The organism is Eubacterium sp. LMAG:50 (genome assembly GCF_008680265.1).
GTDB lineage: Bacteria > Bacillota > Clostridia > Lachnospirales > Lachnospiraceae > Eubacterium_U > Eubacterium_U album.
Map to the genome: position 1 here is coordinate 1,277,740 of NZ_NALP01000007.1, position 25,129 is coordinate 1,302,868.

The 25,129-nt window shown below is 32.2% G+C and carries 19 protein-coding genes and 1 pseudogene; 13 read left to right on the plus strand and 7 right to left on the minus strand.

The window, feature by feature from the left end:
• The first annotated feature begins 17 nt into the window (after positions 1–17).
• Together rpsB and tsf are read left to right on the plus strand one after the other, a co-directional pair.
• Positions 18–743 carry a 30S ribosomal protein S2 gene (gene rpsB / locus CCC31_RS10860; protein WP_117909909.1) on the plus strand — a complete coding sequence of 242 codons (726 nt, stop codon included), beginning with the start codon at positions 18–20 and terminating at the stop codon, positions 741–743.
• Positions 744–774: 31 nt separating this feature from the next.
• A complete protein-coding gene (gene tsf, locus CCC31_RS10865) occupies positions 775–1,869 on the plus strand; it encodes a translation elongation factor Ts (RefSeq protein ID WP_117909910.1) in 1,095 nt (364 codons plus the stop codon).
• 146 nt (positions 1,870–2,015) lie between these two features.
• Here the strand turns inward: tsf and CCC31_RS10870 are convergent, their stop codons facing one another.
• Complete coding sequence (locus CCC31_RS10870; RefSeq protein ID WP_290851517.1) at positions 2,016–3,200, minus strand: ISL3 family transposase; 1,185 nt, start codon at positions 3,198–3,200, stop codon at positions 2,016–2,018.
• Between the two features lie 277 nt (positions 3,201–3,477).
• Between CCC31_RS10870 and CCC31_RS10875 the strand changes: the two genes are divergently transcribed.
• Complete coding sequence (locus CCC31_RS10875; RefSeq protein ID WP_290851519.1) at positions 3,478–7,002, plus strand: M64 family metallopeptidase; 3,525 nt, start codon at positions 3,478–3,480, stop codon at positions 7,000–7,002.
• Between the two features lie 204 nt (positions 7,003–7,206).
• Here the strand turns inward: CCC31_RS10875 and CCC31_RS10880 are convergent, their stop codons facing one another.
• Positions 7,207–8,349 (minus strand): IS110 family transposase, encoded by a 1,143-nt coding sequence (locus tag CCC31_RS10880; RefSeq protein WP_363348417.1) that lies wholly within the window; start codon positions 8,347–8,349, stop codon positions 7,207–7,209.
• 1,483 nt (positions 8,350–9,832) lie between these two features.
• Between CCC31_RS10880 and CCC31_RS10885 the strand changes: the two genes are divergently transcribed.
• The 7 genes and pseudogenes from CCC31_RS10885 (at position 9,833) to CCC31_RS10915 (ending at position 17,078) form a co-directional block, all read left to right on the plus strand.
• Complete coding sequence (locus CCC31_RS10885) at positions 9,833–10,285, plus strand: hypothetical protein (RefSeq protein WP_260978564.1); 453 nt, start codon at positions 9,833–9,835, stop codon at positions 10,283–10,285.
• Positions 10,286–10,463: 178 nt separating this feature from the next.
• Positions 10,464–10,838 carry a hypothetical protein gene (locus CCC31_RS10890; RefSeq protein WP_290851521.1) on the plus strand — a complete coding sequence of 125 codons (375 nt, stop codon included), beginning with the start codon at positions 10,464–10,466 and terminating at the stop codon, positions 10,836–10,838.
• Positions 10,839–10,971: 133 nt separating this feature from the next.
• A pseudogene (locus CCC31_RS10895) lies at positions 10,972–12,606 on the plus strand (type I restriction enzyme endonuclease domain-containing protein); the annotation flags it as partial.
• A gap of 1,117 nt (positions 12,607–13,723) precedes the next feature.
• A complete protein-coding gene (locus CCC31_RS10900) occupies positions 13,724–14,629 on the plus strand; it encodes an Abi family protein (protein ID WP_290851523.1) in 906 nt (301 codons plus the stop codon).
• 579 nt (positions 14,630–15,208) lie between these two features.
• Entirely contained in the window at positions 15,209–15,589 is a 381-nt protein-coding gene (locus CCC31_RS10905) for a helix-turn-helix domain-containing protein (RefSeq protein ID WP_260978567.1), read from the plus strand.
• Positions 15,543–15,740: a hypothetical protein gene (locus CCC31_RS10910; protein ID WP_260978568.1), complete on the plus strand. Its 198-nt coding sequence runs from the start codon at positions 15,543–15,545 to the stop codon at positions 15,738–15,740. Before CCC31_RS10905 ends, CCC31_RS10910 begins: the two co-directional genes overlap by 47 nt.
• Before the next feature lie 105 nt (positions 15,741–15,845).
• Positions 15,846–17,078: a site-specific integrase gene (locus CCC31_RS10915; protein WP_290851526.1), complete on the plus strand. Its 1,233-nt coding sequence runs from the start codon at positions 15,846–15,848 to the stop codon at positions 17,076–17,078.
• A gap of 539 nt (positions 17,079–17,617) precedes the next feature.
• Here the strand turns inward: CCC31_RS10915 and CCC31_RS12720 are convergent.
• Entirely contained in the window at positions 17,618–18,202 is a 585-nt protein-coding gene (locus CCC31_RS12720; RefSeq protein ID WP_363348423.1) for an accessory gene regulator B family protein, read from the minus strand.
• A gap of 290 nt (positions 18,203–18,492) precedes the next feature.
• Between CCC31_RS12720 and CCC31_RS10920 the strand changes: the two genes are divergently transcribed.
• Positions 18,493–21,723, plus strand: coding sequence for a hypothetical protein (locus CCC31_RS10920; RefSeq protein ID WP_290851528.1), 3,231 nt, complete (start codon positions 18,493–18,495; stop codon positions 21,721–21,723).
• 126 nt (positions 21,724–21,849) lie between these two features.
• On the opposite strand, the gene CCC31_RS10925 is transcribed toward CCC31_RS10920, so the two are convergent.
• The 4 genes from CCC31_RS10925 to CCC31_RS10940 are packed head-to-tail and all read right to left on the minus strand — an operon-like array spanning position 21,850 to position 24,097.
• Positions 21,850–22,182 carry a hypothetical protein gene (locus tag CCC31_RS10925; protein ID WP_290851530.1) on the minus strand — a complete coding sequence of 111 codons (333 nt, stop codon included), beginning with the start codon at positions 22,180–22,182 and terminating at the stop codon, positions 21,850–21,852.
• Complete coding sequence (locus CCC31_RS10930; protein ID WP_290851532.1) at positions 22,124–22,354, minus strand: hypothetical protein; 231 nt, start codon at positions 22,352–22,354, stop codon at positions 22,124–22,126. The genes CCC31_RS10925 and CCC31_RS10930 overlap by 59 nt, the downstream gene beginning before the upstream one ends.
• A gap of 19 nt (positions 22,355–22,373) precedes the next feature.
• Positions 22,374–23,018, minus strand: a complete 645-nt coding sequence (locus tag CCC31_RS10935) for a hypothetical protein (RefSeq protein WP_290851534.1) — start codon at positions 23,016–23,018, stop codon at positions 22,374–22,376.
• Complete coding sequence (locus tag CCC31_RS10940) at positions 23,018–24,097, minus strand: glycosyltransferase (RefSeq protein WP_290851536.1); 1,080 nt, start codon at positions 24,095–24,097, stop codon at positions 23,018–23,020. Before CCC31_RS10940 ends, CCC31_RS10935 begins: the two co-directional genes overlap by 1 nt.
• A gap of 239 nt (positions 24,098–24,336) precedes the next feature.
• On the opposite strand from CCC31_RS10940, the gene CCC31_RS10945 reads away from it, so the two are divergent.
• Together CCC31_RS10945 and CCC31_RS10950 are read left to right on the plus strand one after the other, a co-directional pair.
• A complete protein-coding gene (locus tag CCC31_RS10945) occupies positions 24,337–24,516 on the plus strand; it encodes a hypothetical protein (protein ID WP_290851538.1) in 180 nt (59 codons plus the stop codon).
• A gap of 36 nt (positions 24,517–24,552) precedes the next feature.
• Positions 24,553–25,074 carry a hypothetical protein gene (locus CCC31_RS10950; RefSeq protein ID WP_290851540.1) on the plus strand — a complete coding sequence of 174 codons (522 nt, stop codon included), beginning with the start codon at positions 24,553–24,555 and terminating at the stop codon, positions 25,072–25,074.
• Positions 25,075–25,129 lie beyond the last annotated feature (55 nt).

Here is a 25,129-nt window from a genome sequence, read left to right on the forward strand (position 1 = left end):
CAAATGGAGGTAAAAAAATGAGCGTTATTTCAATGAAACAGTTATTAGAAGCAGGTGTTCATTTCGGACATCAGACAAGAAGATGGAACCCTAAGATGGCTCCATACATTTACACAGAAAGAAATGGTATCTACATTATCGATTTACAGAAGTCAGTAGGTAAAGTTGATGAAGCTTATAAGGCTATGGCTGATATCGCAGCTGATGGTGGTACAATTCTTTTTGTTGGTACAAAGAAACAGGCTCAGGAAGCTGTTAAGACAGAAGCTGAACGTTGTGGAATGTACTATGTAAATGAAAGATGGTTAGGCGGAATGCTTACTAACTTCAAGACAATTCAGTCAAGAATTAAGAGATTAAAAGACATCGAACAGATGGCAGAAGATGGAACATTTGATGTTCTTCCTAAGAAAGAAGTTATCGAAATTAAGAAAGAATGGGATAAGCTTGAAAAGAACCTTGGCGGTATCAAGGATATGAAGAGAATCCCAGACGCTATTTTCGTAGTAGATCCTAAGAAGGAAAGAATTTGTATTCAGGAAGCTCATGCACTTGGAATCAAATTAATCGGTATCGCTGATACAAACTGCGATCCTGAAGAATTAGATTACGTTATTCCAGGTAATGACGATGCTATCAGAGCTGTTAAACTCATCGTTGCTAAGATGGCAGATGCTGTTATCGAAGCTAACCAGGGTGAAGAAATGGTAGCTGAAGAAGTAGCTGAAACAGAAGCAGAATAATTAAATTTTTTCTAAATAGGAGGATATAGTAATGGATATTACAGCAGCAATGGTAAAAGAGTTAAGAGAATTAACAGGCGCTGGAATTATGGCTTGTAAGAAAGCTTTAGTTGAAACTGATGGTAATCAGGAAGCAGCTATCGAAGTATTAAGAAAGAAAGGCGAAGCTACTGCAGTAAAGAAATCAGGTAGAATCGCAGCTGAAGGTGTTGTTGCAACATTAGTTGAAGATGGAAAAGCAGCAATCGTAGAAGTAAACTCAGAAACTGACTTCGTAGCTAAAAACGAAAAGTTCCAGACATTCGTAGCTAACGTAGTTAAGCAGATCGTTAACTCAGATGCAGCTGACGTTGAAGCTTTATACGCTGAACCATGGGCTCTTGACACATCAAAGACTGTAAAAGACGAATTAACATCACAGATTGCTGTTATTGGTGAAAACATGAACATCAGAAGATTTAAGAAAATCGTATCTGACGGTGTTGTTGTATCATACATCCACGCTGGTGGAAAGATTGGTGTATTAGTAGAAGCTGATGCACAGGCTAACGAAACTGTTGAAGCATCAATGAAGACTATCGCTATGCAGATCGCAGCTATGAGTCCACAGTATATTAGCAGAGAAGACATCTCAGATGATGAACTTGCTAAGATGAGAGAAATCACAATTGATAGTGCTTTAAATGATGTAGCATCACTTCCAAAGCCAATTCAGAAAGATATCTTTGCTGAAGCATTAAGCACAGATGCATTAAGCGCTGAAGACAAAGCAATCTTAGAAGAAAAACAGAACGACAAGTACTTATTCAACTTCCTTTCAAAAGAAGCTATTGCTTCATTAGCAGCTATTTCAATGAGCAAGAAGGAAGAAATCTGTGCTAACAAGATCTTCAACGGTTTAGTTGAAGGACGTATTTCTAAGCAGTTAAAAGAAGTATGTCTTCTTGATCAGACATACGTTATGGCTGCAGACGGAAAGCAGACAGTAAAAGCATACTTAGCAGAAGTTTCAAAAGAAGTTGGTGCTCCAGTTGCACTTAAGAGCTTCATCAGATTTGAAACAGGCGAAGGTATCGAAAAGAAAGAAGAAGATTTCGCAGCTGAAGTTGCAAAACAGATGAAATAGTCAGGCTAAAGCCGTGCAAATAAAAAGAAGAACATCCACGAGCCATGTTTACATGGGCGAGAGGGTGTTCTTCTTTTTATGGCTCTTTGTCAAGCATGGGGGTAATCTCTTATATATCGTGTGTGATTTGTAATCACACACGATTTTTATATAGTATCACATGATAACATTATTTTGTTTCTGAAATTTTCAAAATTCCTATATCCATAAGCATTTCGCTTAATTACTTTAATCTTATTATTCATTCCTTCTGTATATCCGTTTGTATATGGGCAATCAAAACTGTTGAGTATGTATTTCGCCCAATTGGCAAGTGTAATAAGTACTGAATTGAATTCATCCAGTTCACTGACAGAGGCAGCATTAATAAATTTACGAAGTTTGAGTTTGGCTTCAGTACTGCTTTTAGAGTTCATAAAGTCATAAAAAAGTTCTTTTAAATAATAAGCCTGAGCTAGATCGTTTGATTGTTGTAACATTACTTCAAGAGCCTCAAGATTTTCTTCATTTAACTTATCCTTATGGGCGAGAATTAATTTACGGCTTCGTTTGAAATATTTTCTCTTTGAAGGATGCATCTGTTTTTGAATTCTAATTCGTACTCTTTCGGTAGCACCGGTTACCTGTTTAACCACATGAAATTTATCAATAACAATGGTTGCGTTAGGCAACAGCCTCTGTGCAATATCCTTATAAACCTTGTACATATCCATAACAAAGTAACGAACATCCTTACGGTTGGGAAAGTCTCTTAAGTATTCTTCAAGCCTGTATTGGGTTCTGGAAGGAAGAATGTCAAAAACTTTATGCTCTTTTGGTGCTGTCAGAATGGAATGATATTTATTTCCACCCGAATTACCCTTAAACTCGTCGATTGAAAGTACTAAAGGAAGCGTTTTCGGTTTCTGATGTTTGATGTCTTTGAGCCGCCTGAAAATAGAGGAAACGGATATCCCCAGCTGAGAGGCGACATTTGAAACATTAAGAGAACTCTTTAGCAAGTGTATTGCTTCAAAACATAAACGGGTGGTAAGGCGACAGTTCTTAGGAAGAAGCGAAAAAGGTTCCGTAAAATGTCTGTCACATGAATCACAGTGGTATCGCCGTTTTCTATAATGAAGGAAAGTACTTTTTCCCATAATGGGGCTGTCTTTAATAATGGAAGTCCTGTAGTCATGAACTTTGTTGGTTATGGCTTTACAGTGAGGACAGACACAGTCTTTACGCTTTAATATGAAGTAAATATGGTTTTCTTTTGATGTATAATCGATATTTGTGATAAAAAGGTCTTTTATTTCCAGTATATTTGAAATATAATCATTGTTAGGCATAGTAATAATCTCCTTTGTGGTTTTGTGGTGATTCTATTATAAGAGATTATTTTATCTATGCCTACTTTTTTGTAGAAATATCACAAAAGATAAAAAAGGAACTATACCTTACCCCCCAAGTAAAGTATAGAACCTATTTAATAAGATTTTCTTCTTCGTGTAATATTAAATGTGTCGGCTGTAAAATTAACAAAAATTTAATTGGATTTTCATTGACCCATATAACACCTTACAATATAATAAAAGCAAATATATAGCTTATAAAGGAGGTTCCTTAATGACGAAAAAAATAACCGCAATATTCTTGGCATTGTGCATGGCAATTTCCGTTTTGCCGATGACCATTCAGGCGGCATCAAAGCCCGATATTAAGGTTGGCGACTATGTTAAAATGGGCGCGTATAATAATGCCTCAATTCTTTGGCGATGTGTAAGCATTGACAATAACGGACCGCTTATGCTTGCAGACAAAATTGTTGACACCCTTGCATATGATGCCAAAACAAATGACAACAGCAATTCAAAATCACACAGCAGAAGCTATAAGCGTGATGATTACGGTTCTAACTATTGGAAAGACAGCAATATGCGTTCTTGGTTAAATTCGACCGCAGCTGAAGGCAAAGTCGATTGGCTTTGTGGCAACCCTCCGAAAGACGGATATGTAAGCGGTGTGGGAGCGTACAACGAAAAAGCGGGTTTTCTCAACGCTTTTTCAAAATCTGAAATTGCGGCAATGAAAACCGTTACCCAGCGTTCTCTCGTTTCTCATCCCGAATACAACAAGGGCATAGTTGATGGAGACGCAAATTCGGATTTGTTATACTACACCGATATTTCGGAAGCGGTGGCAAACTACGACAGTTCATATTTTGAAACTACAACCGAAAAGGTTTTTCTTCTTGATGTAAAGCAGGCTAATGCCGTGTGGAAAAATCTCAAAGGTTATTATGTTGCGTATAATAATGACGGTATGGCTTGGCCTTATTGGCTTCGCACTCCTGTTACCGATTGCAATCACGATATGCGTTATATCAGTTCATCGGGTCAGGTCGGTCGTTATGCTCCGTGGTATTCCGATTTGGGCGTAAGACCTGCATTTTATCTCGATTCCGAATATTTTGTTACAACTTCCGGCAGCGGCTCACAAAGCAGTCCTTATATCGGCTCTGCTCCAAATAAGCAAGAGGATGATTATACAATTTCGGAACCTGCCGAGGACGCAAATCCCGATTGGAATGTCAGCACCGAGCAAAGCATTCAGCTCACCCTCGGCCCGTGGTATTCAAATGACGGAAAATATTCTAATCCTACCATCCCTGTTTATACCATCCAAAAAACACGCAGCGACACGGAAAATATGGTTGTTGTCGTTTGCGGCGAGGGATACACAAAAAGTCAGCAGGGCAAATTCATCAATGATGTCAAACGACTTTGGCAGGACGCTATGAAATATGAACCGTATCGCAGTTATGCCGACAGATTCAATGTTTACGCTCTTTGCACAGCTTCCGAATCGACTTTTGACAATGGTGGAAGCACCTTCTTTGATGTTATAGTCGACAAATATAATTCGCCTGTTATTTCTAATAATCTCCACGGAAGTCAGTGGAAAAATCATATTTTTGAGAGATGTATCGGTCCTGAATTTATCGAGAAAATTCACGATGCTCATATCAAAAAAAAGTGTGATCCAAACACAATTCCGTCCGGTTCGGAATATGAGCCTTATTATTATGTTCACGATTATATTGCTCAGTTCGCTATGGTTGTAAACACAAAATCAGATTTCGGCGGTGCTTATAATAACCGTGAATACGGCTTCCATTATTTCATTTCGCCATCAGACAGTTATCGTGCGTCAAAAACTTTTGCACACGAGTTTGGACACGGTTTGCTCGGTCTCGGTGATGAATACAGTAACGGATATTTGCTTGACGATAAGGAACTTAAATCACTCAATCTTTCCTCGGTTGAAGACCCGGAAAAGATAAAATGGCGACAGCTTTTAGGTTTTAGAAACACATATACTTGCCGCAATGCTTACGGCTCAAAAATGCTTGTTTCAAGTTATGAGTGCATAATGAGAGACACAAACTATCAATTCTGTGAGGTTTGCCGTTTGCAGGGCTTCAAGCGAATGTCTCAGCTTGTTAAGGATGTAGACCTTTATGTTGCAACTCCCGAGGTTAAGGAATATACGGGCGCTTATTCAAAGCCGTCTGATTTTACCGACCTTGAAACAAGTTCATATTATAATTACACATATAATCGCAATGACCGACTTTTGAGCGGCAACAGCAAAAGCAGATTTAATACTAATATGAACGGTAAAAAAATCGAGCTTAGAACTGTTATTCAAAACATTTCAGATAAAAATGCACGACAATTAAAATTCAAAATGTGGATTAAGCACTCCGACGGAAGCGTTGCGACCGATTCATCGGGGAATCCGCTTCAAACAGTACAAACCTTTGACATTCCTGTTTGGAATGATAAGGCAAATTTCTGGCCGCTCGGTGCTTTGGATCACATCAAAAGCGACTTTAATTCAGGCTTAAAGAGTTGCTCGCTTATTTATCAAATTCCGTCTGATGCACAGCTTAAGAGCGGCGATACCGTGGCATTTCAGGTGCTCGATGAAAACGGAAATGTGCTTGCAGACGACAATACGGAAACACAGCGCTACACAACCGTTTCAATTCAGTATAAATTTGAGGACGGCTCTGAAATTCCAAACACTGCCGGCGGAACATTTACCGTGCCATACGGCACAAAGCTTGATTTAACACCGGCAAAAACACTTTATGATTATGAATTTATAAAGGTTGACGGCTTGAATAAGCCTATTGTTTCGGACGGAACGGTTGTTACATATTATTACAAAAATAAAAACGAAGAACACACTCACAATCTGACTTTGGTTGCTGCGAAAGCTGCCACCTGCACTACTGCGGGCAATTCCGCATACTACACCTGCGATGGCTGTGACAAGTGGTTCGCAGATGCAACAGGATCGGTAGAAATTACCGATAAAACCAGTGTGAAGATTCCGGCTCCCGGACATACCGCAGGCACAGAATGGAAGTCTGATGATACTAACCACTGGCATGAATGTTCTCGTTGCCACGACAAAAATGACGAAGCGGCTCACAGCACCAGCGAGTGGATCATTGACACGGCAGCTACCGAAACCGCAGAAGGCGCTAAGCATAAGGAATGCACCGTCTGCAAGAAGGTTCTTGAAACCGCAACGATCCCCGCAACAGGCAGCAGCCATACCAATAGCTACGGCGTATACGTTGGAATGACATATACGGCAGGAAATTTAATATACCAGATTACATCAATTGATACTGCAACAGTGGGACAATCAAAGGTTATTGGTGTAGTAGCTGCTAAAAAGAATAAAATAAAGAAAGTTACAATTCAGGACAGAGCAGATTGTAAGGGATATAGATTAAATGTAACAACAATTGGTAACAATGCGTTTGCCGGCTGCAAGGCCCTTGAGAAGCTTACAATAGGTAACAAGGTAACTGTTATCGGAAAAAATGCATTTAAGAACTGCTCAAAACTTGAAACAGTAGTAATTGGAAAAGCAGTTAAGACAATAAGTTCTAAGGCATTTATAGGAGATAACAAGATTAAGAAGATTACATTCAAAGGTGACAAACTTAAGACTGTAAAGAAGAATGCATTTAGCAAGAAAGCAAAGAAAAATATTAAGTCTAAGAAGACTAAACTTAAAGGAAATAAGAAAGCCATTAAGTTGTTTAAGAAGAAACTTAAAATTAAATAATTAAAAAGTAATTAAAGAGGCTAGCTTTTCAAGAGTTGGACATGTCATGTATGTCTTGTATTCTGCGAAAAGGTAGCCTCTAATAAGTTTATTAAGAGGGAGATAGTGTGAAAGAAAGTAGAAACAAGCCATAAATTGGCGCACTTGAATAAGCTGTCTAAGGCAGGCAACTTTTTTGAAGTGTTATAGAGTTAAAAAAATAGATTAAGAAGCTAATGGCTTATCAGGTGGAAGTGTTCCTTCACGTTGTAATAGCTTCTTTGACTGTCTGATAGCTTTTGCCTTTTGTTTTTCAACAAGAGCTACAGGCATATCGATTTTATAAAGATTGCTCGGATTCCACTCCTCACCGGTAGACAGCATCTGGTAGATGGCAGTAAGAATCATACGGGCAATAGCGATAATGGCTCTTTTCTTGCCACGACGTTTAACTAGAGCTTCATATTTCTTTTTGTAGTAAGGAGATTTGTCAGATTTTACGGCTGCATGAGCACATTGTACTAATGCAGGCTTGAGGTAGACACCAGCACGCGTAATCCAGACAGATTTCTTCTTACCAGCAGATTCATTGCTGTCAGGTGTTAAACCAGCCCAGCAACATAAACGTTTGGAACCCGAGAACTGAGACATATCCGTACCGATTTCGGAGATGATAGTGATTGCACTATCACGTTTGACACCCGGAATGGTACAGAGGAACCGGACAGCATTTTCAAAATCAGGATTAGAAGAAATCATATTTTCTATCATTTTATCAACATCATTGATTTCGACTGTGATATAATCCATGTGTGCGCGAACAAGACGCATACGGTATTTTTGGGTATCAGTCATCTGATATCCTTCGACGGATTCTATAACAGCATCTTCTTTGGATTTGAGGTTTCTAAGAAGTTTAGATGCGATTTCTTCGTGGTTAATGGATGTCCCCGATTGATCAAGCAGATAGTCAATAATGGACGTGGATGACTTCCCAAAGATATCGGAAACAACAGAATCTAATGCAACATTACAAACAGTAAGAGCATTCTGATATCTATTCTTTTCACTTGAACGACAGGAAACGAGCTTGTAACGATAGCGGGTGTATTCCCTCAGAATACGGACTGCCTTGCAAGGAATATAACTGCCTTTGACAAGCCCAAGACGGAACAAGTCTCCAATCCATTTAGAATCTTTGGTATCATCTTTGTTGCCTTTTACAGCCTTTACCCATTTGGGATTGGCAATGACAACATTGATTTCATCTTCCAGAATATTAAAGACAGGAATCCGGTATTTTCCTGTGGATTCCATACAGACATCAAGGCAGTCGTTGTCGAGAAGCCGTTGACTGAACTGCCACACAATTATATTGGATATTCGAGGAGGAAGATGAATAGAGATTTACGAATAAATGGATAAAAATTATCAATAAAGAACTTCTTTCCATACACGAAAAGTGGTTGAGCAGAATTATAAAAAATCCAAAAATAGCATAGGTTAAGAAGTCAGTTGTAGTAGAAATAGGTTGGGACCCCGTGTCCCAACCTTTCCTTTTTGCACATCAACCAAATAATTTAAACCACAATATGGTTTATTATCCTAAATCCCATCCACGATAGAATTCGACATCGACACACCGCAATAGTAAAATATAACCATAAAGTTTGAGAGCAACAGGCCTTAAAACTTTAAATCAAAAATAAATAAATGCCTTATTGAGAACAGTAGTTTAAGAACTGACTGTTTTTCAATAGGGCATTTTTTATTGCAAAAATGGAGGTGTCTTATGAAAAGTGAAAGCATTTTAGTTGTTCCACCATAAGAGTGAAACAGAGCAAAATGAGAACCTCTCCCTTTATTTGTTATGCGTCATTCTACGAATGACGCGTGCTAATTGATTTGTGAAAGAAATCAATTAGAGGGGCGATATAGTTGAAGAACACCCACGAGCCATGTTTACATGGGCGAGAGGATGCTCTCTTTTTTTTGTTATGCGGCATTCTACGAATGTCGCGTGTTAATTGATTTGCGAAGAAAATCAATTAGATGGGCTTGGCGATTATTAATTAGGTACTTAAATAAAAATTTTCTTGTCCAATGAGAATACACAACTTATCGCATAATATCATAACTAATCACAAAAGTTGGACCGAATTTGGTCCAAAGTTAGTCCAGATAAAATGGACCAACTTTAAAAGAAGAGTTTGCTTAATTCTTTGTTAATAACTAAATTAGATTGCTATGAAATATTTATTAAATATTAAAATAATGAAATAAAAATGTATGCGAATAAGAGAACAACGTTCTATTAATAAAATATTTTATAGCAGTTCAAAAATTAGGATGTACGAATTAATGTCTAAATAAAAAATATTGTACTATTTAAAAGATAAAAATATAAGACTCGCACCACTGGTGCGAGAAATTAATTAAAGAAGAGGATATTTGTACCATAGTAGATGAAATTTTCTTATATGGTACAGATAGAGATTTTGTCTGGCTTAAATAAGAAGAAATCTGTACCATATATATGAAAATAACCATATATGGTACAAAAGTGGGTAAGTTGAGTGATAGCAAGCTGGATATGTGTACCATATAGAAGAAAATATAATTGTGTGGTACATATTGGTTTAAAAGAATTTGGCTAAAATAGAAAAGTATAGAGAATACTAGAAAAATAAATAAAACACTAGGTTAGTGAAAAATAATCTTGTTTTTTTAGGTTTATATCATGATATAATAAATGTGAGTGGAAGAACAAAATTGAAGTGAATATATGACATTCAATAGAAATCGGGAATAAAAATTTTAGAAAATAAAAAATAATAAAAGGAGGGATGTTGTGCAGAATGATAATTGCATAGTAGGAGATAATGTGGAACTGTGTTCATTAAACAGCGAAAATCGAGATGAGTATTTAAAAGTATTCAAAATTGCATTCAATTTTGCAGAACTGTTTTCCACGTCTGAAGAACTTTGGAGAACAATGAGTGGAATGATTAGGACAGATTCAGACAGAATAGTCAGATTTGCTATTAAAAATAGTAATGACAAAAGAAGCTGTGGTTACATTAATTATGAATTTGAAAAAGATATGCCAAGTATTGATATAGCAATAGAATCCAAATATAGAAATAACGGATATGGATACGAGGTTGCAAAGTTATTGTGTGAATACTTACTGTCACAGAAAAAATTGATGCTGTTTTGTGGCACGCTATGCCTAAAAATGCAGCGTCAATTCGAATTGTTAAAAAGCTTGGTGGAAAACAAATCGATGGGAAAAGTATTATAGAATGGTCTATGGCGGAAAATTTTGGAAACGAGATTATAGAAAACAATGAAATTCCGGAAGTATTTACTTATGTTATAAAACAGGAGTGTCAGTAAAAAGAATGATAAATAACAATTTAAAATTAGATTGTGTTTAATGAACAAATAACTAAAGGTTTGATAGGTAAGGAGGCAATCATATGAAGAGAACATTAAGTTTTATATTGAGCATAGTACTAGTAATTTCTGTGTTTATGGTTTCAGAAAGAGATGTAAATGCAAAGACAGTTAAGAAGAGCGGTTATTATTATACAGTATTACGAGGAAAAAAATCTAAGGGTTATAATATTTATATTAAAAAATTTGAAATAAAGGGCAATAAGATAATAACATATGGAACTTTTGAATATGGAAAAAGCGAGCCAACAGGAAAAACAATAAAATCGCGAAAGAGAACATTTGTATTATCGAAGAAGTGTAAATATATGGATGGCTGGGGGATTCCAGGTGGAAAAAAGAAAATCTCAAAAAAAAGAAGCAATGAGATTGTTGAAATTTTACTATCAACCAGGTGATGATAGTGCTACATGTTGCATATTTAAAGTTAAAAATGGAAAAGTTGTTAAATTTATGATGGGACAGTCATAATAAAAAATTATTAAGATATAGATACACATTAATATGATTATAGAAAGGGGACTACCGATAATTTATTATGAAAGTAGAGTTATTAATTTAAAACTTGACGAAAAAACTCTTAAATTAATTGACAAAGAATATGATCTTATGGCAATTAACGCAGATCCGGAAGTTGTTCAAAAAAGTAAAAAGCAATTGGGACAGATGGAAGCAATTCTTGGAAATGACAAGACTATAGACTCTCTTGTTTGTGATATTTTGGATCATTATGAAAATAACAGAGCAAATATTCTTACAGGAAAAGCAATTATTGTTGCATATTCACGTTCTATTGCAATGAAAATATATAAGAGAATATTAGAGCTACGCCCTACTTGGAATGAAAAAGTAGGAGTAATTATGACTGACAGTAATAAAGATCCGGAAGAATGGAAAGAAATCATTGGCAATAAACGTCACAAAGAAGAAATGGCAAAAAAATTTAAAGATAACGATAGCCCATTCAAAATCGCAATAGTAGTTGATATGTGGTTAACAGGATTTGATGTGCCTTCATTGGCAACTATGTATGTTTATAAACCAATGAAAGGATATAACCTTATGCAGGAAATAGCAAGGGTTAACCGTGTTTTTGAAGATAAAGAAGGTGGACTTGTAGTTGATTACGTAGGTATTGCATCAGCTCTTAAGGAAGCAATGAATGATTATACTACTAGAGACAAGAAGAATTATGGGGACACTGATGTTGCAAAAGTGGCATATCCTAAGTTTTTGGAAAAACTATCCATATGTCAGGATTTTTTTCACAACTATGATTATTCTAAATTTATTACAGGAACAGATTTAGAAAGGTCAAAAGCAATAAGTGGTGGTGTAAACTTTATAGTCGATATAGGAAAAGAGGAAGAAAAAACAGACTTTTTAAAAGAAGCATTACTCTTGAAACAGTCGTTATCGCTTTGCTCATCTATGGTAGAACAGTCGTTACGTGTTGAAGCAGTGTTTTTTGAATCAGTTAGAGTACTTGTGACAAGATTAATGAATCAAGGACAGGGAAAGAAGATTTCTCTTCCAGAAATGAATGCAAGAATAAATGAATTATTAAAAGCAAGCATTAAAAGTGATGGAGTTATTAATTTATTTTCAGATGTATCTCAAAACTTTTCACTTTTTGATCCTAAATTCTTAGAAGAAATATCTAAAATGAAGGAAAAAAATCTTGCTGTAGAATTGTTGAAGAAACTTATAGCAGAACAGGTGTATGTATACAGAAGAACAAATGTAGTTAAATTTGAAAAATTTAGCGAGATTATACAGAATGTTATGAATAGGTATCTCAACGGAATGCTTACAAATGAGCAGGTAATTGAAGAACTTCTTAATCTTGCTAAACAGATTACATCAGCAAGTAAAGAACGGGAGAAGTTAGGCTTAACAGCAGATGAATTAGCATTTTATGACGCGTTGACTAAAACACAAGCCATCAAAGATTTTTATGAAAATGAAGAGTTGATTGCTATTACAAAAGAATTAGCGGATACATTACGAAAAAACAGAACAATCGATTGGCAAAAAAGGGATTCAGCAAGTGCAAAAATGAGAATGATGATTAAACGTCTGCTTAAGAAACATAAATATCCACCGGAAGGTATGGATGATACTGTTCAGACGGTTATGACTCAGTGTGAATTATGGGCCGATAATAATGATATGGAAAGAGAAAATGATAAAAATGAAAAGGCTAAGAAAGTAAAAAAATATGCTACGGACAATGCTACAGAAGAATTATTAGTTGCAGATGAGAGTGACGGTTATGCAGATAAATTAAGTGAGGATGAAATAATTTATGAAATACAGAAGCATGGCTTTTCACAAAATGACGCAAATAAAATTTTTTCAGTACTCAATCAATACAATAATTGTGTTGATGACAAATATTTTAAAAAAATAGTTTCTTTCGGGAGTGAAAGAAATAGTACCAAATATATTGGATATATGATTCCTATAAAAGAGACTAGTTACTATTGTATCAACATAAAAAAGAAAACATTAGAATTGCTTCTTTTACTTGCAAATAAATTTACACCGTTAGGAATAGTTTCAGATGTGTTGAAATTTATGAACACTTTTAAATTTGAATTAGAACCGGAAGAAGTATGTATATATGCATACATAAAAGAAATGAATAAGAAGAGTAAAATAATTTTGATTAATAATTTAATAGATGAAATTAAGAAAAACCTAGGTGTATGTAATGAAGATAAGTATTTGTGTAAATACGCTGATGAGGGAAAATGTATTTTAAACGAAAACAAGATAAACGATGTTTTGGATGTACTACAACGAAAAAATGTAATAAAAAGGTATTCTACATGGATAGAATTGGTAGAGGAATTATAATATATTTAAGAATTTCTTTATAGGTAAAAAAGGATATGATGTTGACAGTAAAGTGAAACTAGCTTCTGATTTTTCAGATGATATATAAGCTTATGATTTTATTCTTAAGAAAGAGGTTAGAAGATGGATACAAATAGACTCATTGGTATGCGTGTTGTTAATATTAACCTTGATTAAAATGTTGATAAGGAAAGTAGATTTTTAATTAGGGCTTTTTTAAAATTTTTAATTTAAAAGATATTATAAATACAGATTTGTGGAAACAGAAGGTATTATATTACTGAAGTATTAGTAAAAGAATTGAAAAAATGGTTGATATTTTCCTTTAAATAGCATATTATAATATCAACAGGACTCCCCACACCTCTCACGTAAGTGATGTGTCCCATGGGGAGACATTTTATTTTAGGGATAAATAATTGTGGATACAATTGAAGAAAAATTAGAGAATGTGGAAAATGATAATCAGTTGATTAAGTCACCGAAAACATTTGATGAACAGATGAAAATTATTAAAGAAAAAGGTTTTATAATAGACGATGAAGAGTCATGTATTGAATTTCTAAAACAGGCAAATTATTATCGTGTAGCGGCTTATTTTCTTCCATTTAGAAAAAGAGATGGAAAATACTTTTCGGATATAAATTTTCAGAGAATTAAAAGAATTTACGAATTTGATAGCAGATTAAGAGGCGTATTATTTAATTGTATAGAAAAAATTGAATTATATTTGAGAACGCAGTTAGCTTATTACAGTGGACATAACCATGGTGCTTTAGGCTATATGAATGCAGACATATATAATGAAAAGCATAACGATGAAAAATTTAAGAATTTGATTCAGGTATGTATTGAAGAAAATAAGAGAACATTGGTTGTTAAACATCATAATGAAAAATATAACGGAAAGTTTCCTATATGGGTTATAGTTGAGTTCTTTTCAATGGGAATGTTATCGTACTTTTATGCTGATATGCTATCAGTAGATCAGAAGCATATAGCAAAAGCGTTATATGAAACCTCTGTGTCATGTTTAAAAAGTTGGTTAAGATGTATTACGGAGTTAAGAAACAGATGTGCTCATTATTCAAGATTATATTATTGGTCTTTTCCAGCATTGCCTAAAATACCAAAGGAAATGGAATTATCTGGAAATAGAAAATTATTTTCACAAATATTGGTTTTAAAGTTGCTGTATCCAGACAAAGATGAGTGGAATAATTCATTTTTGGTTGAATTAAACTCAATTGTGGAAGAATATGAGCATGATATATCGTTAAAGCATATAGGTTTTCCACAAGATTGGTATGTACAATTAGTAAAATAATATTTATTTATAAGACAGATTAAAAAATCTGTCTTTTTTAATGTAAATTATAATTCCTTTTGAAAAGTTTATATCAGATTTGGTATTCACAAAAAATAATCAATTATGGTGGACTCGTTAAAAAGATATTATTAAAGTGTTGCTACTAAAAAATTTAAAGTATATACATTATTTAATAAACAATCAGAAGTAGTTAGTTTGTTCGTACTATTTTCATACCTCTTTTCGTATTATCCTCGATTTAATTACCCTCACAAAAATCTTAAAATAAGTGCATAGTCATTGAGGTACCAACCCAAGGCTTAACTTACAAATGCATAGAAAAAGTTTCTACCATATATTTGGTTTTTAATCTGCACTGCGCCGTGATTAATGCAGGCTTTGTGGTTAGAGTAGTATTATAGCGAGGCAGATTTATACTGGCGACGGTCAGATAAAAAGAAACAACTATCGGGTAAGAGTTTTGATAAGGCGTTTCTCGGTTGTGATAATCACAAAGCCCATAGACATTCAGACGTGATGACTATGTAGATGTAAGTTACCATTTATAATAAATATTATTAAAAAGAAGGTAGCAAGATGAAATATGACAAAATTGAAACAGGAGTTAATTTAAGACAGCTAAGAATAGAAAATAAATTATCAGCAGGAGAGGTCAGTGACATTGTTGATAAAAGCGAATCACACATAATGCAGCTGGAAAGAGGTAGCAGAAACCTTACAGTGGAAATGCTTTGTAAATTCGCAGATTTATATAATACCGATCCAAATACAATTCTTGGAATTAGCTCACAGAGAATGGTGGTAATGATTGACAAGTTAAAATCATTGCCAGTGGAAACAAGTGAACAGTTAATAAGAACATTTATTTCTGTAATAGACAGTTTAGATGTATTTGCAGGAGGTGGAAACAATGACAGACATGCAAAACGAAGAGCAGTCTGCAGTAATGAATCTTGATGAGGTTTGCTCATATTTGCGTATTGGAAAAACAAATGCAAGAGCTTTTTTAAAGAAGCATGAACACGATTTTGTGATACATATTGGAAATCGAAGTTATGTTGTAAAAAAGCTTTTAGATGAGTGGCTTATTAAAGAGGCAAAAAGGTAAAAAGTAAATAATATTTTGATTGAGTCGATATGCGAAGTTTGCTATAATTTTCTTGTGAAATTGTTTTACGAATATCGACTCATCTTTTTAGGAGGATTAAAAGATATGAGTAAGACAGTAAAGAAAACTACAGAAGAACTTCCAAAGTATGTGAGAAGATTAGCTGGTGGCACATATGAAGCCAGAAAGATGATTCATGGAAGAACAATAAGAGTGTCAGGAAAAAATCTGACGGAAGTAATGCTGGAGTTTGAATTTAAGATAAAGTGTATGGATAATCCATATCTGGAAGGTGCAAGGATTACACTGGATGAATGGTTTGACAAGTGGTTTACCACGTATAAGGAACCATGCATATGCAGGAATTCGATTTATCCAATGAGAAACAAATATAAGTCCACTTTTGGAAAAAAGATTGGTGACATGTATTTGGCGGATATTAGAAACATTCACATACAGAAAACCTTAAAAGAGTTAAGTGATGAAGGAAAAGCACCATCTACACTTAGGGAAGCTCTTGGACGTGTCAGGGAGTGTTTGGAATCGGCCAAGAATAACAGATACATACAGGAAAATCCTTGCTTTGACATTATAGTACCCTGGAAACGAACTACAAGCAAAAGAAGATTTTTAACTGTTAAGGAGCAGAATGATTTTTTAGAGTCAGTAAGAACAAATCAATCTTATTTTTATCCAATGATAAAAATTATGCTTCAGACGGGACTTCGAGTTTCGGAGGTAGGAGGATTAAGATGGGGTGACATTGATTTCAAAAATAAAGTAATTCATGTTCAAAGAGCATTGACTTGCAATTATGAATATGGAGAGAAATTAATGAGAATGTCACCAACAAAGACACAGAATTCAGTAAGGGATATTCCTTTTATGGGTGATGTGGAGGAGCAGTTGCTTGTTCAGAAAAAACAGCAGGACCAGACAAAGGAAAATTTGGGAGACAGATATCGAAGCGGTGAAGGAGAATTTACAGATTTAGTATTTACCACTTCAATGGGAAGTCCAATGATAAGGCATAATGCTCAAAAGGTTATCAATAAGTCTGTTAAGGCGTATAACCTTGAAGAAGGTTCAAGGGCAGTGAAGGAAAACAAATCTCCGGAATATATGGAACCGGTAAGTCCACATGCATTGAGACGAACATTTTGCACCAGATGCTTTGAAGCTGGAATTAATCCAAAAGTTGTACAGTCTGTAATGGGGCATGCAACGTATTCAACAACCATTGACATATATACAGAAGTTATGGGAGAGATGAAAGAATCGGAGTTGGCAAAGTTTACATTAGATGTAAATGCGAAAGAATTAGTAAACCAAAATTAAAAAAGCGAACCAAAAACATTAATAATATGTTATAATTAAGAAGTACAATAAAAAAATAAATTTGAAAAAATAATATTAATTTTGGTTTATGAAAAAAATTAATATGTTCTATATGACAAAATAAAGTGTGTTAATATAGATTATTTAACAAGATTATTTGTTAAAAGATATCATAACTTATCAGATTATAAAAACAACCTACAACTAAGGTTGCAAAACAGATGAAATAGTTAGGCTAAAGCCGTGCAAATAAAAGAAAGAGACCATAATCGTTATGCTTGCATAAGCGAGGATGGTCTCTTTCTTTTATTTATAGGGCGCAGCCCTCTACTGAGAAGAAGCGACCGTAGGGAGCGGATTCGAAGTAAAGCGCGGCTGGAGTGGTAGTACACAAAGTGGAAAACTGGCATTAGTGTTCTATTGGTGTGGGAAAATTTCTTTCGCCAAAAAGCAGAAAACTTACACCTGAAAAATGAATAAATGACATTAATACAAGGCATGAACAACAGATTTTGTTCATACAAGATAAACTTAATTTTTTACGAAACATTTTTACGACCTCCTTTGAACATTAGAATTTTAGCAAACATCATTTGACATGTGTGTAATATGATAGTCCAAAAGCCAATAATTAAATATTGATATATTATGCTATGGCTATTGAAAATGCTAACTATTATAAAAAAAGCAAATATAATAAGAAAACTATTGTTCTGACAGTGTTTTAACAATACGCCATTTGGAGATGGTCTAAGAGGTGAAACTATTGGACCAATGTAATAGTTAATTATGATACAGACAATAGTAATAATTTGAATAAATAAGATATCCGGAGTTATCAATTGTGGAAGGATAACTACTGCCAGATAAGATATCACGAAAGTTAACAGCAAACAGGTTGTATAATGTTTACAATGAAAGCCACCACTGTTAAATCTAATTAATGATAATAAAAATATAAATACGGTAAAACTTAAAACTTTACCAATAATAATGTAAAAAATATATAGCAATAGTATCTTGCTAAATTCAGATGCAATGGAAAGTAATGTATACTTTACTAATTCCAATTCATAATCTGAATAGTTATATGTTGTTTTTAAGGCTTGTCTGATTTTATCCATAGTAAATAGTCCTTTGTAAGTTATTGACTATATCATATATGGTGTATGGGAGAATATTAGATTTTTTTCAGAAAGTTGATTTTTTGGTAAAAAAATAAGAAAAATGTATATTAATAGAGAGAAAAATGTCTTTTTAGAAGAAAAAAGTATAAAATGAAAAATGTAAAAGTTATTTGTAAAAAAATTGGGTGTAAATTGCTGAAATGTGTAGTATTATATTAATGATGGATAATAGCTGATTATCTATTATTTGTTCTTATACAATATCATTTATATATGGAGAAATTTTAATGATTGATTGGGAAATTTTATATGAAAAATTTAAAAGAAATAAAGCTGCTGAAAAGTTTGAAGATATGGCATTAGAATATGTAAGCAAATACTATTCAGATTATAAATGGAAACCTACTGCAAGAACTAGAGATGGAAATCGAGATTTTCATACTTTAGAAAACGAATTACTTAATATTTGGGGAGAAGCAAAATATAAAAAGGATAAAAATACCAGTTTGACACGGAAAGATTTAGATCCGACAATTTTATCTGGTTTAATAGATGGAAAAGTTGAATTAATTATTTTTGTTACAAATGGTAATATCCCTGAACCATTAATTGAACGAATGTACTTAGGGGCTAAAATGAAAGGAATAAAACTTTCTTTTGTATTGGAAGCACAACTGTCAAACTGGTTAACCCTTAATGCGGAAAGATATAAGCACTATTTTGATGAAGAGCTAAACGTATCAACTATTTCAAATGAACAAATATTGGAGATAAGAAAAGTTTCTTTTTTTGAACCCATATCATTAGATTTTAAACCAAATTACAAAAAAAGTAATATGATTGTTGATGACACATTTATATTAAATTGCCTAATTTTTGCTACCCAAACGAGTGAAGGACAATTATGTTTGGAAAAAGATTCTCCTCTTTCTATATTGGAAAATGAATATTATGATAATCCAAATAAATTCGAAATAAAACCTGGTCTTAATATCGTGTCTTTTATGGTCAAAGCTAAAAGAGAGTATAGAAATACTGTTAATATTGAATTAAAAACTGAAAACAACTCCTATTTCTATGTTACACAAAAAATTATAATTAAAAGAAATAATCAGTTGGATATTGTCTTTTATAAGCAATTAAATATAATGTGGAAAATAAAAAGCCTAATTGATAATTTCGACTATAGTATAGGTAATTATTTTATATCTATATATGGCAATAGTGGAATGGGAAAAAGTTATATTTTAAATAAGATATCTCATAATTATTGTTTAGATAATGATATTACGCTTGTTACATTCGAAAAAAATTCAAACAGCAATATTAATTACTTATTATTATGTAGAATTGTCATTTTTATCCAATATGGAAATTTATTTTGGAATTATAGCCTTGCTAATCTCAAAAAATTTTGCTTAACATATAATGTTCAAAATAGCTTTGATACGAAGATATTAGATGATATATTAAACGGTTGTTTTGACGCAAATTTGGCAAAGGCTACAATTATGGAATTGGTAAAAAAGAGAAATTCTATATTTATTAATTCAAAAAAGAATAAGCATTTCAGAATTTTATTATTAGATGATGTTCAATTTCTGGATGGAAGTCAAAGTAAATTCTTAAAAATTTTAGTTAAACAACAATTGCATTCAGAAAATAATAATATATTTATATTTTCCAGTCGAAAAAATGAATTTAAAGATACTAGTTTGGAAAAATTTATATCAAACAATATAAGCAATAAATTTGAACTAGATAAACTAAGTTCTAAGGACATTAAGGGAACTTTATCCACAACATTTAACTTAAAAGACAAGGATATATCCGAAACTATTGTGAGAGAGTTGCCTTCGAACTTATTAATTCTTAATGAAGTTTTATCAAATTGTAAACATTTATTTGAAACAAAATCTGAGATAAGTAATACAGAATTACTAGATTATTACATAAAATTATTCGATAACGAATTAATATTTCAGGAAAAATTTAAAGATTTAAAAGAACAATATTATCTTCTGGATATTATATATTTTTTTAGAAAAGGGATTAATAGAAGAATTTTATATAAATATCCTTTTTTCAATAATAATGATTTGAAAAATGATTTAAGAAAACTTAAAGAAAACAACTGTATAAAAGTAATTGGAAAAAATATTATTGTTCCTTTTCATGATTATCTGATAGAAAACTATAAAAAATTAAGAAGTGGAAAAGAGTTTAATAGAAAAACCGGAGATTTTTTTAAATATTTATTAGAGTCAAATACTCCGGATTTTGACACAAATTATTTACTTTCTATTATTTGTAAATGTGGAAAAAGATTTTTTAACTATTATAATAAAACAATTCAAGAACTAATGTTAAAATATATTAACAGTTCACAATATGGAACAGCTATTGTTTTTGCAGAATTATTCTATAATAACATTTCAAAAAAAGAGAAGTTAACAAAGAAAGACAAATACTACGTTTATTTGTATGCTGATTGTCTTGTACATTGTGACAATAAATATCGTGTAGCGGAAATTTTGCAGAAAATTGTTAAAAATGAATCAATGGGAAGTTTTGAGAAATATGAGGCACAGATTTCTCTGTTAAATCAAAAATTTTGGGGCATGGATTTGAAAGGAATTATTGAAGATTCTAAAATGTATCAGTTTGATTTAGAAAATATGTTTATGAATAATCTAACAAAAGATATGTTGGGAAGATTCAGAAAAGCATATGAAGCATGTTTTAATCGACGTATGGTTACTTTGTTGTTACAGGATGAATTTAAATTAGCACAGAAAACATACAGAGATGGTCTTGCTGGTTTGAAAAAATTCTCTGATTTATATGGCTTAAATTATGATGCTGAAATAGCAACGATAATAATGGATTATGCACGTGGCAATATGGCACGAAACCCTAAGTTATCATATAGGATTTTTAATATTGCTAATAAAACATTTAAAAAGTATAAGGATATATATGTACGCAGATATCTAATCTGTCAGATTGATAGAATTGTTAACGCTAATATAATAGGGAGTACTCCCGATTATACTTCATTTAAAACCATAGTAGACAAACTGAAAGATAATAATTATGTGGCCGAATATATTAAAGCAATTATGAAATATTGCGCTTGTAAAATAATAGATTATAGCAGAGTAAATAACTCATTAGATATTAGCAAAGATAAGTGCATTTTATCTCAATCATTTTCTCAAGAAATTATTGAAATGATTGAAGAATGTAGAATGGAAAATTATATGGTTTTGCAAAATCGTGAAAAATTTTTATATAACAATTTAATAGCATATATTTATGCTTCTCAAAAAGAAATAGAATTGGCGAAAAAATGTCTTTCGGATAATTTAGAATATGTTAGTGCTGCCGGTGAATCATATAAAAAACCATTAAAGCACAATTTGAAAAATATTGAAACCATTCAATATATAGAATGGTTTCAATTTGGTAAAAAATATTCTAAAAATATTTATGTATTAGAATCGAGATTTTGGTAAGTCATAATTATTTGTTCTATGGCATATAAATATTGTCATATTGTAATTCTTTCTAATAAAATTCTGGAGCGGTATTATCTTCAATAGCAGCTTTAGTGACACCAATACACGCTGCATTTATATTTCCTATGCATTGCTTTTAAGAGTACGGGTGATTGTTTTAATAAAATCACCCGTCAATACTAAATTATCTAAAATCAGTATTTTATCATTTTTATATTTTAGTAATGATTTAGGTACATATGCAGACCACTTATTTGTATCTACCTTCCAATAATTATCAATGTCTTTGATGTTCTTTTCCAATTCCTCAATTCTTTTTTTATCTGCTTTATCTGGAGTAGAACTTTTCTGAATGGCTTGTTCTACTATAACTGGTATATATTCGTCAAAGTAATCCTTAATAAATTGGACTAAAATACCACTTTTTATATTGGGTATATATATAACATATAACATCAGGTTTATATTTCTTTTTTAAATCTTTTGCAAGATTATTTGCTGCAGCGTTTATGTCAGTCCAGGTTATTGAACGACGTTTCTTCGCCTCTTTTATATTATAAATAATTGACCCTATCGTAAGTACAACTCCGATTATTCCAATTATATTAGAAATAACATTGCAAATCATATTGTTACCTCCCTACAATTCATTGTATTATGTGACAATTTTTAAATAAAGTCTCTTGATAATAAATATACTTGTTTAAGACAAAAAGTTGTTTAATTTGATAAATATATAAATCTTTAGCAAAAAGACAAATATACTTTATTCCCTTTGCTCTTTTTTTCCTCAATATATGGTCACGTTTAGCTTTGTTAACACAAGACTGAAGACTGCTACTTCTCATAATTATAAGAGGTAATCCAACACTTTTAGAGGGATGCAAACGCATAAACAATTGTATTCCTTCTAATACAATTGTTTTATTTTGCTTTATACCATATGCCATCAAAAAATCAAAAAAAGTGTTACAAAAATAATTGTATAGGATGTCATTGCTAAATGTTGCGTCCGTTTTAGTCCATTGTATAGTTACTAACTTTTTTATTTTGGGATATTTTTTTAAAAATAATTTTAAAATTGTCTGGCTTTCTTTTGGTGCTTCAGTATAGAACTTTAAAACATCAAAAGACATAAATATGGCATTATTCTTCTTTGCTATTTTTTTTGCATATGACGTCTTTCCGGAACCAGAGAGACCAGTTATAAGCAAAAGTGGACATTCTGATTTATTCCATTTATTAAGGTTATAATAAAGGGGGTTCTGATTTTTGAACAAATGTACTTTCATTAAATTAATTCTCTCATATCTATCATATTTCCATGTGAATCCATAACAATGTCATGATATCTCTTACGATTTTCTATCCAATTACAATTTCGTGAGATGTTTTTAATTGAATCAACAATAAACAAATAATTACCACCAAAATCTAAAAAAGAGTATGGAAATAATTGATATAAATCAATGTTACCATAACAGGGAAGAGTTATATACCCGTTAACATTTAATTGTAATTTATTTAAAATTGTTTCCCAACCTTTCAGTTGACTAAGAATAATAACTGTATACATCCTTTTTAGATGAAAGTTATTTAGCTGTGGTGCAATATATTGATCTATATCAGTAACTATTTTGTCTCCCCAATTTTGTATGAAATATTTGCTTTGTTGTGTTTCTGATATATCCATTGAATCACGCGTACCACCACAAATATGATAAGCTTTTGCCTGTGGATAGTACATACATTTTAAACCTGATAAGGTTATTTTGAGTGTTAATTCAAATCCTTCATAAGCATTGTAATAATATTCGTTGAATTTTCCGTTTTTTAGGAATACTTCTCTTGTTATAGCGCAAAAAGCTGTTGTTATAGCCTGTCTTTTAGCACGTTTTTCAATAACTGGATTATGGATAGAACTTCCCTGATATATATGATTGTTTTGTAATTCAAGAAATAAATGTCCTGTACTTTGAACCTTATTATCTTGTGGATAAATAAGAAGTCCCTGTGCTGCTCCTACAGTTTCACGGTTTTCTGATAAAAAAGTTACAAGTTTATCTATACTTCCCTTTAATGGAAAGACATCACTATTAATAAAAACTAAAATATCGCCTTTACTATTATCAACTGCGATATTATTAGCAATACCGTATCCTTTTTTCGAATCATTACGCAAAACTTTAATAGGCAAATTTCTTTCCGATAAGGAATCTAAATAATTTATAGTTTGAATATTATTGCAACCATCTAATATGATTACTAATTCATTATTTTGTCCTAATTTTGTAGAAGCAAGTAAAATTTCAATAAAATTACTGGTAAGTGCAAAATTATTATCTATTGCGACTATAATGCTATATTTCATCTCAATATTCCTCCTTTTATGTTTTTACATAATAATTCGTCGATAATCAGCTATTATCTTTCATCTATTTGTTTCTTTGTTTTAGTAATTGCAAATAATTATTGGTAAGTAGTAGTTTAAAAATATTTTCACTTACTTATATTTAGATATATGGTATACTTCAAAATAAGATAAGGTTGTAGCAGAATGTATTACAAAAGGTATAAATTACAATTTATAAAACGAATGAGGTAAGTGTTATGAAGAGGATATTTTATGGGGAAAGAGATTGCATAGACTATGTTAATCAAGGAAAATATGCATTTATGAATTGGAGATTTGATAATGGTATGGGAGCGAACGATAAAAATAATAAAAGTCAGGTTGTTTGTGATAATTATCAGTTAGGAAAAGGGTATTTAGGAAATGCATTAGTTTAATTATATACTATTCTCGAAAATAAAAATCAAAATAGTGTGGCTGATATTTTGATTTTCCCGATTATGTTTTCCATATGGCATGGATTGGAGTTGTGGTTAAAAGGTAGTTTACTAGCTTTAGATATTATTTTTGAACAAAAAGGTAAATATAAAAAACATGATATTTGTGAGTATTATGACAAATTAAAAAAGGAATTAAGAAAAGAAAATTTAAATTTTGTATTAGATAAATCATTAAAAGATGTTGATAATATTATTTCGGAATTGAAACGCGTAAATGCTAATTTTGATTTCGCAAGATATTCATTTACTAGTCGCAGTGACTATCAATTCTATAATGCACCAATGAACAATGATAAGCAATGGCAAAAGGAAAAGGACTCAAATGAGAAATCACAAAATATTGTACCTAATACATGTGTTGATATGGTATCATTATTTGAGTTAATATTAAATACATATGATTCGTTTGGGACTTTTGTAGAATGTTTAACTTATGTGTTGGAAAATGGTGAAACTATAACATATGAATATGGGAGAGAGCTGTATGGCAAATAATGAAAAATGAGTACATTAAAAATGGGTCACATAGATAAAAAATGCAGCAATATCT